Raw genomic sequence first — 16193 nt, 5'->3', positions numbered from 1 at the left:
GGCGTGATCGTCGAGTTCCGCGTGCTGGGGCCGTTGGAGGTGCTCCTCGACGGCGTGCCGGTCGCTGTTCCGGCCGGTCGCGGTCAGGTGCTGCTAGCCGCGCTCCTGTTGCGTCCCAACGAGTTCGTGTCGGTCGACGAGCTGGTCGAGCGGGTGTGGGACGGCGATCCGCCCGACCCGGAGCGTGCGCACAAGACGCTGCAGACGGTGGTGCTGCGGTTGCGGCGGTCGTTGGGCGCGGCCAACTGCGTTCGGACGTCGGCGCAGGGCTATCGGGCCGAGGTCGGGCCGGACCAGCTCGATCTCACCCGGTTCCGGGAGCTCGTCGCGCAGGGGGAGCACGGTGCGGCGCTGAAGTTGTGGCGTGGGCCGGTGCTGGCGAACGTCAGGTCTGATTCGTTGCACGGCGAGGAAGTACAGCGGCTCGTCGAGGAGCAGGTCGTCGCGCTGGAACGGCGGATCGACGCCGATCTGGCCAGGGCCGCGGACGTGCTGGTGCCGGAGCTGCGGTCGCTGGTGCGGGAACACCCGTTGCGCGAGACGTTCTGGGCTCAGTTGGTGCTCGCGCTGCACGGGGCCGGCCGGCAGGCGGAGGCGCTCGCGGCCTACCAGGAGATCCGCACGCTGCTGGCCAACGAGCTCGGCGTCGATCCCGGTCCGCGGTTGCGGCAGGCGCACGCGCAGGTGCTCGCCGGCGACGTGTCCGTCAAGGTGCCGCGGCAGCTGCCACCGGTGCACCCGCACTTCGTCGGCCGCCAGGACGAGTTGGCACGGCTGACCGAGACGCTCCGGGCGCGGCCGGGCGAACCCGTGCTGATCTCCGCGATCAACGGCATCGGCGGGGTCGGGAAGACGGTGCTGGCCGTGCGGTGGGCGCATCAGCTGGCCGATCGGTTCCCCGACGGCCAGTTGTACGTGAACCTGCGCGGGTTCGACCTGCGCGCGGAACCGCTCGACCCGGTCGCGGCCGCTCGCAACTTTCTCGTGGCGCTGGGCGTGCAGGACCTGCCCAGGTCCGACGACGCGGTGCTCGATGCCTGCCGTTCGACGCTGGCCGACCGGCGGGTGCTGGTGCTGCTCGACAACGCGCGGAACGTGGAGCAGGTGCGTCCGTTGTTGCCCGGTGGCGGCGGGAGCCTGGTGGTGATCACCAGCCGCAGCCGGTTGAGCGGCCTCGTCGTCCGCGAGGGCGCGCACCCCGTCGCGCTCGACGTGATGGACGAGCAGGCGGCGACCGACCTGCTGACCGAGCGGATCGGTGCGGCTCGGGTCGCGGCCGAGCCCGCCGCGGTGGCCCGGCTGGTGCAGCGGTGCGCCGGGTTGCCGTTGGCGCTCGGCATCGTGGCTGCCCGCGCCTCCTACGGCGACTCCCTCACGACGCTTGCCGACGAGCTCGAAGGGGAACGGCTCCGCGCGCTCGACATCGACGACCCCGAGACGGGTGTCGGCGCGGTCTTCTCCTGGTCGCTGCGGTGCGTGAGCGACGGCGCGGCCAGGACGTTCGTGGCACTGGGCGCCCACCCCGGGCCCGAGTTCACGGTGGAGGCCGCCGCGAGCCTCACCGCGGTGCCGCCCGCCCGGGCCCGGCGCGTGCTCGACGAACTGGTCGCGGGCAGCCTCGTCACGAGGACCGCCACCGGCCGGTTCACCCTGCACGACCTGCTGCGCGACTACGCCTCCGCACGGTTCGGCGAGCTCGCCCGAGAAGAACGGGCCGAAGCGCAGAACCGCATGTTCGACCACTACGCGCACAGCGCCCTGGCCGCGAACCTGTGCGCCGAGCCCCACGCGAAGTGGACGCCGCTCGCGCCCCCGTCCCCGGACGCCGTGGTCCTGGAGCCGGCGGACGTGCCGTCGGCGCGGCTCTGGATCCTCTCCGAGCACCGGGTGTTGCTGGGAGTGTTGCGCGACATGGTGACCGCGGGTGCGGACGACCTCGTCTGGCGGCTCGCCTACACGCTGCACCTGTTGCTGCTGCGCGAGGGGCAGCTGGCGGACCTCGAGGCCGCGGAACTGCTCGGGCTGGAGGCCGCGCGCCGGCGCGACGACGTGTTCGGCAGGCAACGCATGCACCGCGCGCTCGGCGCGATCAACATCTCGAAGGAGAACTACCCCGAAGCCGAGGACCACCTCCTCGCCGCCCTGCGGTGCGAGCAGGAGATGGGCAACGCCAACGGGCAGGCGGACGTCTCGCGTGGCCTCGCCCACATCTACGAGGTGACCGGACAGCACGAGCGCATGCTGCGAGTGCTGGGCCCGATCTACCCGAGGATCGCCGAGCTGACCGAATACCAGCAGGCGTGCTTCGTCGGTGCGTACGGCCGGGCACACCACCGGGTCGGCCGGTTGAACCGCGCGCTGGAACTCTGCCTGGAGGCGCAGGCGAGATTCGCCGCGATCTCCGACGCGGACACGGCCAATCCCATGCCGAACAACCTCGAGACGCTCGCGGACGTCTACGCGGACCTCGGCCGGTACGCGGAGGCCACCGCGCACTACCGCGCCGGCCTCGACGTGCTGCGCAGGATGAACGCCCACCTCGACGCCGCCCACGCGCTCGTCCACCTGGCGAAGTTCGGCATCAGGGCGGGAGACCCCGCGACGGCCAGGGAATCGCTCGTCGAGGCGCTCGCCCTCTACGAGCGGCTCGAACGGTCGGACGTGGCCGAGGTCCGGGACCTGCTCGCGACGCTGCCCGAGGCCTGACCGGCAATAGACTCGCAGGGTGATCGTCGAGTACCGCGTTCTGGGGCCGCTGGAAGTTCTCCTCGACGGTGAGCAGGTCGACGTGCCGGCCGGTCGCGGCCGCGTGCTGCTCGCCACGCTCCTGTTGCGCCCCAACGAGTTCGTGCCGGTGGACGAGCTGGTCGAACGGGTCTGGGACGGCAGCCCGCCCGGTGTGGACAGGGCGCGCCAGACGTTGCAGATGGTCGTCGCGCGGCTGCGGCAGTCGCTGGGGGCGGCCAACTGCGTCCGCACCAGGACGCGCGGTTACACGGCGGAGGTCCACGACGGACAGCTCGACCTCATGCGGTTCCGCCGGCTCACCGGGCAGGGCGCGCACCGGGAGGCGCTGGAACTGTGGCGCGGTCCCGTGCTCGCCGACGTCCAGTCCGACCCGGTGCAGCGCGACGACGTGCCGCCGATCGAACACGAGCGGATCGTCGCCCTGGAACAGCGGATCGACGCCGACCTCGCCGGTGTCACCGACGTGCTGGTGCCGGAACTCCGCGCGCTCGTGCGGCAGCACCCCGACCGGGAGACGTTCTGGGCGCAGCTGATGCTCGCCCTGCACCAGGCGGGCCGGCAGGCCGACGCGCTCGCGGCCTACCAGGAGATCCGCGCGCACCTCGCCGACGAACTGGGCGTCGATCCCGGCGCACGGCTGCGGGAGGCGCACGCGCGGGTGCTGGCCAACGAGGCGTCCGCGGCGGCGGAGGTGCCCCGCCAGCTCCCGCCCGCGCACCCGCACTTCGTCGGCCGCGAGCAGGAGCTCGGGGCCCTGACCGAGATGCTCAGGACGAGGCCGGGCGAGCCCGTGGTGATCTCCGCCCTCAACGGCATCGGCGGGGTCGGGAAGACGGCCCTCGCGTTGCAGTGGGCGCACCAGGTCGCCGGCCGCTTCCCGGACGGCCAGCTGCACGTCAACCTGCGCGGCTTCGACCTGGACGCCGACCCGCTCGACCCGGTCGCCGTGGCCCGCGACTTCCTGCTGGCGCTGGGCGTCGCCGAGGACGACCTCCCGCCGTCCGGTGCCGCCCTGATCGCCGAGTACCGGTCGGTGCTCGCCGGGCGCAGGCTGCTGGTGCTGCTCGACAACGCGCGCGACGTCGACCAGGTCCGCCCGCTGCTGCCCGGCGGCACGGGCAACCTGGTGCTGGTCACCAGCCGCAACCGGCTGAGCGGCCTGGTCGTGCGGGAGGGCGCGCGGCCGCTCGCCGTCGAGGTGCTGGACGACCACGCGGCGACCGTCCTGCTGAGCGCCAGGATCGGTGCCGACCGCGCCGCCGCCGAGCCGGAGGCCGTCGCCCGCCTGGTCGAACGGTGTGCGGGCCTGCCGCTCGCGCTGGGCATCGTGGCCGCCCGCGCGGCCTACGGCGACCAGCTCACGACCCTCGCCGACGAGCTGGCCCAGGAACGGCTCGACGCGCTCGACATCGAGGACCCGGCGACGGCCGTGCGCGCCGTCTTCTCCTGGTCGCTGCGGTCGGTCAGCGAGACCACGGCCGAGGTGTTCGTGCTGCTGGGCCTGCACCCCGGCCCCGACTTCGGCGTCGAGGCCGTGGCGAGCCTCGCCGCGCTGCCCGTGGCGCGGGCCAGGAGGGTCCTCACCGAACTCGTCGCAGGCAGCCTGCTCACCGCGGCGCCCGGCGGCCGGTACACCCGTCACGACCTGCTGCGCGACTACGCCGCCGAACGCGTGGGCGAGCTGCCGGCCGAGGTGCGCTCCGCCGCCAGGAGCCGCCTGTTCGACCACTACCTGCACACCTCGCTCGTGGCGGGTGACTGGCTCGCCTCGGCTCCGATCGAGTGGACGCCGGTGGCCGCACCCGCCGCCGAGGAGGTGGTGCTGGTGCCGCTGCCGGACGTGGACGCCGCGCACGCGTGGTACGACGCGGAACGGCAGGTGATGGCGCGGGTGGTGCCGGCGATGGCGACCGCCGGGACCGACGACCACGCGTGGCGAGCCGCTTACAACATGCACCTCTACCTGGTGAACAGCGCCCGCCTGGCCGAGGCGGAGGCGGTCGAGACCGCTGGGCTGGAGGCGGCGCTGCGGCTGGAGAACGTGTTCGGGCAGGCGCGCCTGCACCGCTCGCTGGCGGGGGTGCACGTCGCGCAGCGCGACTGGATCAAGGGCGAGGCCCAGATCAACGCCGCGATGCGGTGCGAGGAACTGCTCGGGCGGGCCGACGGCAAGGCGAACCTCGCCCGGGGTCTCGCCTTCGTCTACGAGGAACAGGGCCGCGACGCCGACGCGCTGGCAGCCCTGCTCGCGGTGTACCCGCAGGTGGAACGGCTCGAACCGAGGGAGCAGGCGGCCCTGCGGGTCGCACTGGGCCGTGCCCACCACCGCGTCGGGGACTCCGAACGCGGCCTGGAGTTCTGCCTCGTCGCGTGGGCGTGGTTCGAGGCGCAGAACATGCCGCTGCCGTCCCCCACGATGATGCTCGCGCTCCAGACGATCGCCGACATCCACCTGACGGCGGGCCGCACCGACGAGGCCGTCCGGCACCACCGCGAGGCGGTGCGCATGATGCGGCAGCGCAGGGAGACCCTCGACCTCGCGGACGCGCTGAGCGAACTCGCCGAGAGCCAGCTGGTGGCGGGCGACGCGGAGGGCGCGCGGGAGTCCCTCGCGGAGTCTGCGGCCATCTTCGAGGAGTTGGGGGACGCGCGGGCCGCCGGAATCAGGGAGCGAATTTCATCGGTGACCGATGTATGAAGCGAGGTTTGTACCGACCTCCGCGGGGTAATCCTGAAAAGGAGTCCCCACCTGGAGGTGTCATGATCGTCCTTGGTCTCATCCTGCTCGTCGTCGGATGGCTGACGAGTATCAGCATCCTGACGACGCTCGGCGTGGTGCTTCTGGTGATCGGCGCGATCCTCGCCGTGTTGGGCGCGGTCGGCAAGCCGATCGGCGGGCGTGCGCACTACTTCTGATCGGCCGTTCCCTCCCCCTCTGGAACGGCGAAAGGGCCAACCTCCTTTGTGGAGGTTGGCCCTTTCTCTTTGGCTCACAACGGCTTTACACGTGGTTCTTCGCGCGCGCGGCAGCCGCGAACACTCCGAACGCGACCCCCAGCATGACCAGAGCGGCGACAGCGGCGACAACAACATCAACTGACATGATCGAAAAAACTCCCTCTTGCGACTCTCCCGTTCAGTTGACGCCGGGGTACCCCGGTTCGTTGCCTCGGGTAACGTTTTCGGGGTGAAACTCCGTGCTGTGGAAGCGCGTGTGCTCTCCGTAGCACCGTGGCTGCTCGCGTTGTCGGTCGCCGGGCACCTGTTCATGGTCGCGTTCCAGGCGAAGATGACCATGATCGACCTGCTGGTGTACCGCAACGGGTCGCCGCACCTGTTCTCCGGCGACCTCTACGAGTGGCGGCTCGACCAGTACGCGGACGTGTTCCCGCTGCCGTTCACCTACCCGCCGTTCGCCGCCGCGATCTTCACCCCGATGAGCTGGGTGCCGTGGGAGGCGTCGCGCTGGCTCTGGCAGCTGATCTGCCTGGGCTGCCTCTACTACATCGTGCACGTCACCCTGAAGCTGCTGAAGCTCCAGGACCCGCGCCGCGTGATGATGTGGACCGCGCTGACGCTGTGGATCGAGCCGGTCCGCACGACGCTGAACTACGGCCAGATCAACCTCGTGCTGGTCGCCATCCTGATCGGCACGCTCGCCAGCGCGCGCAACTGGGTCGGTGGCGCCGGTGTGGGTTTCGCCGCGGGCATCAAGCTCACGCCCGCGATCTCGGGGCTGTTCTTCCTGATTCAACGCCGGTGGATGGCCGCGGTGTGGTCGTTCGTCGCCTTTGTCGTCGTTTACGGCATCGGGTGGGCGATTTCCCCTTCGCAGTCGGACAAGTTCTGGTTCCAGCTGCTCGGTGACGCGAGTCGCGTCGGGCCCGTCGGCAGCGCGATCAACCAGTCGATGCGCGGCGCGTTGAGCCGGACGTTCGGCTACGACGTGCAGACCGGGCCGATCTACATCGCCGCCGTGCTCGTCGCGGCCGCGCTGACGTGGTTCGCGGTCAGCAGGACCAAGGACGTGCTGGCACTGATCGTCAGCGTCCAGATGCTCGGCCTGCTCGTGTCGCCGATCTCGTGGAGCCACCACTGGGTGTGGATGGTGCCCGCCCTGCTGTGGCTGATCTACGAGGGCGGGCACCTGCTCTGCAAGATCACCGCCGGCCTGTGGGTGCTGCTGACCGGCGGCTACCTGATCTCGTTCCTGCTGCTCGCCCAGCCGAACATCTGGGACTTCCCGCGCCCGTTCGTCTTCGTGGTGCTCGGCTGGGGTTATCCGGCCGCGGGCATGCTCACGTTGATCGCGATCGGCCTAGCAACCAGGCGTAAGCGCAACGATCTGCTGCCCGGCGACGAGGAAGCTGCCGACAGCGAACCCAGCCGAGTCGCCGGCTGACGCGGGCTTCCAGGAGTTGCGGGCCGCGGTCCAGCCGAGCAGTCCGTCGGCGTCGAGCGCGGTCTGCAACGCCTGCCAGCCCTTCTGGACGTGCGGCAGGTAGCTCTGCTTGTCGAGCACACCCGCGTTGATCCCCGCCGCGATCGCGTAGGTGATCATCGCGGTGGCCGCCGAGTCCTTGCCCGTGGCGCCCCAGAAACCGTCGTGGCGTTGCAGGAGCTTGAGGGTTTTCAGGCTCTTGGCCAGCGTCTTCGCGTACTCGGCGCGGTACGGGTGGTCAGCCGGGAGCGCGAGCATCGCCTTCGCGAGGCCCTGCACGGCCCAGCCGTTCGTCTGCACGTTCAGGCTCCACAGGCCCGTGAACTCGTTGAACGTCCTTGCCTTCAAGGCTTTGTAGGACTTGAACGAGTAGTCGAGCATCGCCTTGTCGTTGTCGGCCAACGCGATTCGGGTGAACGACGGCAGCGCCATGGCCAGTGCGTCCGGCTGCCGCCAGTGGTTCCTCCCGTCCTTCACCTGGGCGCGCAGGTTGTCCCGCAACGGTTGCAGCACCTCGGGTTCCGGGTGGAAGAACGCCACGTCGAGGTACGGCTCACCGGTCGCCTGCGCGTCCGGGGCGAAGGGGTTCGCGGGGTCGATCGGCAGCAGGTAGGAGTTCGCCTGCACCCACGGCCACGTCTTGTGGTTGCTGATCCCGGTGGTGCGCACCTGGGCGAGGTTGCCGACGTGGAAGTTCGCGTTGGACCAGTTGTTCGCCGCCTGGTCCGTGCCGCGGTCGACCCAGGCCTGACTGGCCTTGATCATCGTGTCCGTCACGGCACAAGGTACGGCCTGCGCTCCGGTCGGAATTGCGGTGAGTGTCCCGGTCAAAACCAGAGCAAAAAGTGATGTGCGCAACCGCATGAGGGTGTTCCCTCTCATTTCCGCGGGCGGCGGCAGCGCACATCTTGACCGAATCAGCCCAGCGCGTCCAGGACCCCGTCGATTTCCTCGGCGAGGGTCACGTCCAGCGCGGTGATTCCTCCCTTGTAATGCGTGGACAGGCGAAATGTCAGTGTCTTGTAACGGATGTCGATGTCCGGGTGGTGGTTGTCGTTCTCCGCGATCTCCGCGATCCGGTTCACGACCATGATCGCTTTCGGGAAGCTCTCCAGCTCCACGGTCCGCACGAGCGCCGCGTCCTGGGCGCTCCAGTCGGGCAGCTTGGGCAGCACGTCGTTCAACTGATCGTCGCTCAACAGCTCGGCCATGTCCTGATCGTCCCATCACGTGACGTAAGCTGCGCGTTTACCACGGGAGTCCGGTGAAGCGCCGGGCTGAGAGGAGGGCTCGCAAGCCCTCGACCGTCCACCTGATCCGGGTCATACCGGCGTAGGGAGAGGTCTGATGAGAAGGATTTTTGCTGTTTGTGCTGCTCTCGTGCTGGCCGGGTGCTCGGCCGGGACGTCGACCGCACCGCAGTCGCACGAGGTCACGCTGGTCACCCACGACTCGTTCGCGGTGCAGCCGGAGGTGCTGGAGGAGTTCCAGAAGTCCTCGGGCATCACGGTGAAGCAGATCGCGAGCGGTGACGCCGGCGAGCTGACGAACAAGCTGGTGCTCACGAAGGCGAACCCGATCGGTGACATCGCGTTCGGCGTCGACTCGACGTTCGCGTCGCGGGCGTTGTCGGAGGGCGTGTTCGCGGAGTACGCCTCGCCGGAGGCGTCGAAGGGTGCCCAGCGGTACAAGGCCGACGACACGAACCGGCTGCAGGCCGTCGACGTCGGGGACGTGTGCCTCAACATCGACCCGGCCAAGCTCGGCGGCGTCGAACCCAAGTCGTACGACGACCTGGCCGACCCCCGCTTCAAGGACATGCTGGTCGTCGAGAACCCGGCCACGTCCTCGCCCGGTCTCGCGTTCCTGCTCGGCACGATCGCGAAGTACGGCGAGAACGGCTGGCAGGACTACTGGACCAGGCTCAAGGCCAACGGCGTCAAGGTCGTGAGCGGCTGGGAAGAGGCCTACAACCAGGAGTTCTCCGCCACCAAGGGCACGCGGCCGATCGTCGTGTCGTACGCGTCGTCGCCGTCGGCCGAGGGCGGCAAGACCAAGGCCGTGCTCGACACCTGCTACCGCCAGGTCGAGTACGCGGGCGTGCTCTCGGGCGCCAAGAACCCCGAGGACGCCAAGAAGGTGCTGGACTTCCTGCTGGGCGAGAAGTTCCAGGCGCAGGTGGCCGAGCAGATGTACGTGTACCCGTCACGTGAGGGCGTCGCGCTGCCCGAGTCGTGGGCCAAGGACGCTCCGTTGCCGTCTTCGCCGCAGTCGTTGCCGGCGGACAAGGTGAAGGACAACCGCGAGGCTTGGGTCGAGCAGTGGCGCAAGCTGGTGCAGGGCTGAGTTCGCGCACGGGCAAGGCACCGCGCCTGATTCCGGCGCGGTGGGGCTGGTCTGCGGCGGCGTTGCTGCCGCTGGCCTTCCTCGCCCTCTTCTTCGCCTGGCCCGTCCTCGCGATCGTCACCCTCGGCCTGCGCGAGGGCGGTGTCCTCGACGCCGCCCTCTCCACCGACACCTGGGAACTCGTCGGCTTCACCCTCGGCCAGGCCGCCGCCTCCACCGTCGTGGCGGTCGTCGCCGGCATGCCGCTCGCGTTCGTGCTGGCCCGCTGCCGGATCCGCGGGCTCGGCGTGATCCGGGCGGCCGTGATGGTGCCGTTCGTGCTGCCGACCGTGGTGGTGGGCCTGGCTTTCCGGACGTTCTGGCCGGACGGCGGGGTGCTGCCGATCGTGCTGGCCAACGCGTTCTTCAACGTGGCCGTGGTCGCGCGGACCGTCGGCGGGCTGTGGGCGCACACGGATCGTCGGGCCGAAGACGCGGCACGGGCTCTCGGGGCGTCACGGCCGCGTGCGTTCCTCTCGGTCGTGTTGCCCGCGTTGGCACCGGCGATCGGGTCGGCGGCGGCGGTCGTGTTCCTGTTCTGCGCCACCAGTTTCGGTGTGGTGCTGGTGCTCGGCGGGTCGCGGTTCCGGACCCTGGAGACCGAGATCTACCTGCGGACGGTCGAGTTGTTCGACCTGTCCGGGGCGGCGGCGTTGTCGTTGTTGCAGTTCGCGGCGGTGCTCGCGGTGCTGGTGCTCGGGGCGTTGGCCCGCAGGCGCCGGGAGACCGCGTTGGCGTTGCGCGGTCGCGAGGAGTTGGCTCGCAGGCCGTCCGGTGGCGAGTGGTACGTCGTCGGTGCCGCTTTCGCTGTGGTGGCTCTGTTGTTGCTGCCGGTGGTCGGGCTGATCACGCGGTCGCTGTCCACACGGGACGGTTGGAGCTTCGCCGGGTACGTGGCGTTGAACAGCCGGGGTGAGCGCGGCACGTTGGCGGTGACCGGGATCGACGCGGCGGTGAACTCGTTGCGCACGGCCTTCGACGCGACGCTGGTGGCGTTGGTGGTCGGGGTGTTCTCGGCGGTGGTGCTGGTCGGGTTGCGGCGGTCGGGGGCGCGGTTCGCCGAGGTGCTCGACACGGCGTTGATGCTGCCGCTCGGGGTGTCCGCGGTGACGGTCGGCTTCGGCTACCTGATCACGATGGACGCGCTGCCGGGCGACTTCCGCACCTCGCCGATGCTGGTGCCGCTGGCGCAGGCGTTGGTGGTGACGCCGTTGATCGTGCGGATGGTGCTGCCGGTGCTGCGGGCGGTCGACGAACGGCTGCGGCAGGCGGCGGCGACGTTGGGTGCCTCGCCCGCGCGGGTGTGGCGCGAGGTGGACCTGCCGCTGGTCGGCCGGTCTCTCGCAGCCGCGGCGGGGTTCGGGTACGTGGTGGCGTTGGGGGAGTTCGGGGCGACGAGTTTCCTCGCTCGACCGGACGCGCCGACGTTGCCGGTGGTGATCGCGCGGCTGATGTCGCGGCCGGGGGAGTTGAACAGCCAGATGGCCTACGCGGCGTGCGCGCTGCTGATGGTCGTGACGGTCGGGTGCGTGCTGCTGATCGAACGGCTGCGCGTGCCGAGCAGCGGGGAGTTCTGATGGCACTGGAACTGGACGCGATCACCGTCCGCTATGGACAGACGACGGCGGTGTCCGGCGTCTCGCTGGAGGTGGCGGACGGCGAGGTCGTGGCGCTGCTCGGGCCGTCGGGCTGCGGCAAGTCGACGTTGCTGCGCACGGTCGCGGGTCTGGAGAAGCCGTCTTCCGGTGCGGTGCGGTGGGATTCGGCCGACCTCGCGGGCGTTCCCGTGCACCGGCGCGAGTTCGGGCTGGTGTTCCAGGACGGGCAGCTGTTCCCGCACCGCACGGTCGCGGGCAACGTGGCGTTCGGCCTGCGCATGCAGAAGGTCGAACGCGAGGCGCGCGACAAGCGCGTGCTGTCGTTGCTGGAACTCGTCGGCCTCGAAGGTTATGCCGACCGCCGCGTGACGCAGCTGTCCGGCGGCGAACAGCAACGCGTCGCGCTGGCCCGCGCGTTGGCACCGTCACCCCGGTTGCTGCTGCTGGACGAACCGCTGTCGGCGCTGGACCGGGCGTTGCGCGAACAACTCGCCGTCGACCTGGCCCGGTTGCTGCGCGAGGCCGCGACCACGGCGCTGGTCGTGACGCACGACCACGACGAGGCCTTCACCCTGGCCGACCGCGTGGCGATCATGTCGCGCGGCCGCATCGTCCAGGTCGGCCCGCCGGCCGAGGTGTGGTCGTCACCGGTCGACGTGGAGACCGCGAAGTTCCTGGGCTGCAACAAGTTCGTGCCCGGCTCGTTCGTGGGGCTCGATGCCGGACGGGTCGGGCTGCGCGCCACGGCGTTGCGCGTGGACTCGAACGGCCCGCTGGAAGGCACGGTCGTCGAACGCGTGCACCGGCGCGACCACGTCCGGCTGCTCGTGGAGATCGACGGCGAGGAGTACGAGGCCGTCGGCCCGGTGTCCGTCGGCGACCGCGTGCGGCTCGCAATTGACTTGGACGGCGTCGCGCGAGTCGGGTAGTTGTTAGGCCCTATGGGACAACTCGGGGGACGCGTCGCGCTGGTCACCGGCGTGAGCAGGCGGCAGGGCATCGGCTACGCCATCGCGCAACGCCTGATCGGGCTGGGCGCTGAGGTGTTCGTGCAACACCACGTGGCGCACGACGCCGGACAGCCGTGGGGCGCCGACGACGTGGGCGAGGTGCTGGCGGACCTCGGCGTGCAGGGCCTGGGCGTGGACCTGGCGAGGCCGGACGCCCCGGCGGAGCTGATGGCGGCCGCGATCGAGGCGCACGGCCGGGTCGACGTGCTGGTGTGCAACCACGCCCGCTCCGGCGGCGACGGCTCGCTGGCCGAGATGGACGCGACCAAGCTCGACGAGCACTACGCCGTCAACACCCGCTCGTCGATCCTGCTCGCGCAAGCGTTTGCTCAGCAGTGGACCAGGACCGATGGCGGACGGATCGTGTTCATGACGTCCGGCCAGAACCTGGGCCCGATGCCCGGCGAGGTGGCCTACGCGGCCTCGAAGGGGGCGCTGGCGGCGATCGTGGCGACTTTGTCGTACGAACTGGCGGACCGGGGCATCACGGTCAACGCGGTGAACCCCGGGCCGACCGACACGGGCTGGGCGGGGTCGGAGCTCGTGGAGTTCGTGAACGAGCGGATGCCGGCGAAGCGCTGGGGCCTGCCGGACGACGCCGCCCGGTTGATCTCGTGGCTCTGCTCGCCCGACGGAGCGTGGATCACCGGTCAGGTGCTGAACAGCGAGGGCGGCTTCCGGCGGTGATCAGCCACGCGCCGGACGGGTACGAGTGCCCGTTCTGCTTCCCGCCGTGCGCGAGACGGGAGGCATGGCCGTGTCTGCTCGGCAGAGAACGGCGTTCGAGGCTGGGGACGAGGGCGGCCATGGCGCGTCCGCGTTCGTGATTCCAGCGCGCCCCAGGAACACGACCTGCTCGCTTGGCAAGGGCACGCGCTGACCGAAGACGACCGAGATGTCGCAGCTGAGGACCTCGCGTTCGCGGCGCCTCGCCCTCGTGCCCACAGCAACCCCGCCGGTCGCGGACACGTGGCGCTTCCCACGTGTCCGCCACCGGCGGTCAGTGCTGTGTCGGAGCGGGCGGAACGCCGAGCAAGCGTCGCCAAGCTGTCGACTGCTAGCTGTCCTTGGTGACCAGGCGGATCGCCGCGAGCCCAGTGCCGATCAACAGGTAGCACCCGGCGAGCACCGTGCTGTCGCCGATCTGGCCCCACGGGATCGGATCGCGCATCACGTCGACCAGCCCCGGGAAGCCCGTCGTGATCAGGAACGGGTGCAGCCAGTCGAGTGAGCTGAACTGCCCCAGCACCTGGAACACGATGATCGTCACCATCGTCGCCGCCTGCACCACGAGCGGGTGCTCGGTGGTGGCGGAGACGGCGAGGGCGACCGCGCCCACCGACACCATCTGGAACGTCACCAGCACCACGAACAACGCGATGCGGACCAGGCCCTCACCGGTGGACAACGTCGTGCCGGACAACGTCGCCATGCCGTCGGAGCCGAGGAACGCGGTGCCGGCGATGATGCCGACCACGGCCATCAGCGTGACGGCGAAGAGCGACATCGCGGCCAGGCCGAAGAGCTTCACGAACAGCAGCCGCACCCGTGACACCGGGGCGACGAGCAGGCCGCGCAACGTGCCGTGCTGGGCCTCGCCCGCCAGGCCGTCCGCCGCCCAGATCGACGCCACCAGCGGCAGCAACAGGTTGAGCGACAGGAACAACGTGAAGATCGGCACGACCAGGCCGTTGCCCTGGATGATCGCGGCGATGCCGGGGCCTCCGCCGCCGTCGTCGCCCGCGGTCCAGATGCCGAAGCTGATGATGATCGGCACGAGCATCAGGCCGAACAGCCCGATCAACGTGCGCGGGCGGCGCAGCATCCACCGCAACTCGGAACCGAACTGGCGCGTGATCACCGGCGTCCCCCGTCCAGGGTGTCCACTGCGGACATTCCGCGCTCGGCCTCCTCGGCCTCGGTGAGCCGCGCGAACAGCTCCTCGAGTCCCGTCTTCCACCGCGTGGCCTCGAAAACTCGGGCCTCACCGCGCACCAGCGTCTCGATCACCTGCGGCGCGCTCGTCCCCGCGAGCTCGACGCGCAGGCCGTCGCCCAGCGGGCGAGCGGAGATCTTGGCCTGGCGCAACGCGCTCAGCGCCTTCTCGACGTCCGGCGTGATGACCTGGAGCGCCGACCCGCCCGCCTGCAGCAGTTCGGTCAGTTCCCCTTGTGCCACCACGGTTCCGCGGTGCAACACGGCGACGTGCGTGCAGGTCGCCTCGACCTCGCTCAGCAGGTGGCTCGACACCACCACCGTGCTGCCGGCCGCGTGCAGGTCCGCGACGATCTTGCGGATCTCCCGCGTGCCGGCCGGGTCGAGGCCGTTGGTCGGCTCGTCGAGCACGACCAGCTTGCGCGGCACGAGCAACGCCGCGGCCAGGCCGAGACGTTGCTTCATGCCGAGCGAGTACCCCCGGTACCTGCGGTGGGCCGCCTGGGCGAGCCCGACGCGTTCGATCGCGTCCTCGACCGCCTGCTTGATCTCCTTGCGCGGCAGCAGAGGTTCGAACGCGGCACACCTGACGAGGTTCTCCCGCCCGCTGAGGAACGGGTGGAACCCCGGACCCTCGACCAGCGCGCCCACGTGCGGCAGCGACTGCTCGGCACCATCCGGCAGCGGCCGGCCGAGCAGTTCGATCTCCCCCTGCGTGGGGCGGACCAACCCGAGCAGCATCCGGATCGTGGTCGTCTTGCCGGACCCGTTGGGGCCCAGCATGCCGAGCACGGCTCCTTCCGGCACCTCGAGGTCGACGCGGTCCACGGCGACCGTGCTCCCGTACTCCTTGCGCAGACCCTTGGTCCGCGCGGCGACAGCGGTCTTGGCAGGCGCTGTCACCGGCGCGCTGGTCGAGGTGGTCACTTCACCTGTCCGATCGTGTCGAACAGGACCTGCTCGGGAACGGCACCCGCGACCACGCGGCCGTCGTCCGCGATCAGGATCGTCGCGACCTTCGTGTTGAAGATCTGACCGCTGCCCCAGGCACCGCTGACCTTCTTCGTGAACTTGTCGACCAGGCCCTGCGCCTCAGCAGGCACCTGGGTCATGGCCTCGGCCGGAATGCGCGCACCGACGACCGTGTCCCAGCCCGTCCCGAAGATCTGCGGGTCCTTGCCCTGCAACGCCTGCTCGATGCCCAGTTCGGGCTTCTCGCCCCGGCGCTCTTCCTTCGCTTCAGGCGTGGTGACCTTGGCGTTGGCGGGCGGCGTGAACTCGAACAGCTTCGAGTCCTGCGGGCCGACGTTGATCTCGCTGAAGCCGACCGTGCCCGCGGGCTCGGCCGTGCCGTTGGTGAGCACCTGAACGCGCAACGGCATCTTCAGCTCCGAGTCGACGGCGATCCGCACCTCGCGGATCAGCGTCTTCTCGGTGGCCTTCGGGGTCAGCACCAACTCGTAGGCGGCACGGTTCGCGACTCGCGCGGTGCCGTCGACGGTGATGTCGCTGAACTCCTTGGTCATGCCGACGACCTGCTTGGCCGCCTCGGCCGGGTTGACCGACTCGGACTTGTCCTCGGAAGGCCGCGGCTGGTCGGCCTTGTGCTCGGACTTCGTGACCTCGTTGTCGGCGGAGTTCCACGACCAGGTGGTCGTGCCGTCGTCGACGATGGTCTGCTCGGACTGGCCGTTCGGCAGGGCGGCGCGGAACTTGCCGTTGCCGTCCGTCCAGATCCGCGCGCTGTGCTTGCCGTCGGCGAGCTGCGGGATCTCGGCGATCGACGGGAGACCGAGCTTGTTGTCGACCTCCACGGTGCCGCCGAACGCACCGGGCTTGCTCGTGAGCACCTGCTCGACGAGCGACTCGGCGGACACGTCGGGCAGGGTGGGCGGCTGGCCCGCACCCGCCGGCATGGCGAGCAGGCTCAGGCCTGCCGCACCGGTGAGCACACCGGCCGCCGCAGCGGCCAGGGTCACCTTTCGCTTGTTCATCAGTGGTTCCCCTCCTCCAAGGGCTTGTACTCATAGCTTGGTGGTGGGTTGCTGAGATGGTGCTGAGACTACGCCTACCTGC

13 protein-coding genes are annotated in these 16193 nt (G+C 70.2%); 8 read left to right on the top strand and 5 right to left on the bottom strand.

Annotated elements, in window-relative coordinates; all coding sequences use genetic code 11:
• Positions 1–3 precede the first annotated feature (3 nt).
• The 4 genes from JNUCC0626_RS28650 (at position 4) to JNUCC0626_RS28635 (ending at position 7150) form a co-directional block, all read left to right on the top strand.
• Complete coding sequence (locus JNUCC0626_RS28650; RefSeq protein WP_394613851.1) at positions 4–2706, top strand: AfsR/SARP family transcriptional regulator; 2703 nt, start codon at positions 4–6, stop codon at positions 2704–2706.
• Positions 2707–2725: 19 nt separating this feature from the next.
• Entirely contained in the window at positions 2726–5446 is a 2721-nt protein-coding gene (locus JNUCC0626_RS28645) for an AfsR/SARP family transcriptional regulator (protein WP_394613850.1), read from the top strand.
• 62 nt (positions 5447–5508) lie between these two features.
• The gene (locus JNUCC0626_RS28640) at positions 5509–5664 is read left to right on the top strand and encodes a DUF6131 family protein (RefSeq protein WP_285643488.1); all 156 of its coding nucleotides are present in this window, start codon (positions 5509–5511) and stop codon (positions 5662–5664) included.
• A gap of 271 nt (positions 5665–5935) precedes the next feature.
• Positions 5936–7150, top strand: coding sequence for a mannosyltransferase (locus JNUCC0626_RS28635; RefSeq protein ID WP_394613849.1), 1215 nt, complete (start codon positions 5936–5938; stop codon positions 7148–7150).
• Here JNUCC0626_RS28635 and JNUCC0626_RS28630 read toward each other — a convergent pair.
• Positions 7067–7966, bottom strand: a complete 900-nt coding sequence (locus JNUCC0626_RS28630; protein WP_394613848.1) for a glycoside hydrolase family 88 protein — start codon at positions 7964–7966, stop codon at positions 7067–7069. The genes JNUCC0626_RS28635 and JNUCC0626_RS28630 overlap by 84 nt on opposite strands.
• Before the next feature lie 140 nt (positions 7967–8106).
• Positions 8107–8400 carry a 4a-hydroxytetrahydrobiopterin dehydratase gene (locus JNUCC0626_RS28625; protein ID WP_394613847.1) on the bottom strand — a complete coding sequence of 98 codons (294 nt, stop codon included), beginning with the start codon at positions 8398–8400 and terminating at the stop codon, positions 8107–8109.
• Between the two features lie 136 nt (positions 8401–8536).
• Here JNUCC0626_RS28625 and JNUCC0626_RS28620 point away from each other — a divergent pair, with 136 nt between their 5' ends.
• From JNUCC0626_RS28620 to JNUCC0626_RS28605, 4 genes are read left to right on the top strand one after another with little or no spacing between them, the layout of a single operon-like run.
• Positions 8537–9535 (top strand): thiamine ABC transporter substrate-binding protein, encoded by a 999-nt coding sequence (locus JNUCC0626_RS28620; protein WP_394613846.1) that lies wholly within the window; start codon positions 8537–8539, stop codon positions 9533–9535.
• A complete protein-coding gene (locus tag JNUCC0626_RS28615; protein WP_394613845.1) occupies positions 9511–11151 on the top strand; it encodes an ABC transporter permease in 1641 nt (546 codons plus the stop codon). The genes JNUCC0626_RS28620 and JNUCC0626_RS28615 overlap by 25 nt, the downstream gene beginning before the upstream one ends.
• Positions 11151–12101 carry an ABC transporter ATP-binding protein gene (locus JNUCC0626_RS28610; RefSeq protein ID WP_394613844.1) on the top strand — a complete coding sequence of 317 codons (951 nt, stop codon included), beginning with the start codon at positions 11151–11153 and terminating at the stop codon, positions 12099–12101. Before JNUCC0626_RS28615 ends, JNUCC0626_RS28610 begins: the two co-directional genes overlap by 1 nt.
• Positions 12102–12113: 12 nt before the next feature.
• Positions 12114–12869, top strand: coding sequence for an SDR family oxidoreductase (locus tag JNUCC0626_RS28605; RefSeq protein ID WP_394613843.1), 756 nt, complete (start codon positions 12114–12116; stop codon positions 12867–12869).
• A gap of 370 nt (positions 12870–13239) precedes the next feature.
• Here the strand turns inward: JNUCC0626_RS28605 and JNUCC0626_RS28600 are convergent, their stop codons facing one another.
• The 3 genes from JNUCC0626_RS28600 to JNUCC0626_RS28590 are packed head-to-tail and all read right to left on the bottom strand — an operon-like array spanning position 13240 to position 16111.
• Positions 13240–14043 carry an ABC transporter permease gene (locus tag JNUCC0626_RS28600; RefSeq protein WP_394613842.1) on the bottom strand — a complete coding sequence of 268 codons (804 nt, stop codon included), beginning with the start codon at positions 14041–14043 and terminating at the stop codon, positions 13240–13242.
• A complete protein-coding gene (locus JNUCC0626_RS28595; protein ID WP_394613841.1) occupies positions 14040–15044 on the bottom strand; it encodes an ABC transporter ATP-binding protein in 1005 nt (334 codons plus the stop codon). Before JNUCC0626_RS28595 ends, JNUCC0626_RS28600 begins: the two co-directional genes overlap by 4 nt.
• Positions 15041–16111, bottom strand: a complete 1071-nt coding sequence (locus JNUCC0626_RS28590) for a LolA family protein (RefSeq protein WP_394613840.1) — start codon at positions 16109–16111, stop codon at positions 15041–15043. The genes JNUCC0626_RS28595 and JNUCC0626_RS28590 overlap by 4 nt, the downstream gene beginning before the upstream one ends.
• Between the last annotated feature and the right edge of the window lie 82 nt (positions 16112–16193).

This window comes from Lentzea sp. JNUCC 0626, from assembly GCF_043632865.1.
Classification (GTDB): Bacteria; Actinomycetota; Actinomycetes; order Mycobacteriales; family Pseudonocardiaceae; genus Lentzea.
The sequence above is the reverse complement of the archived record's forward strand: the minus strand, read 5'-3'. Positions and strand labels throughout refer to the sequence as shown.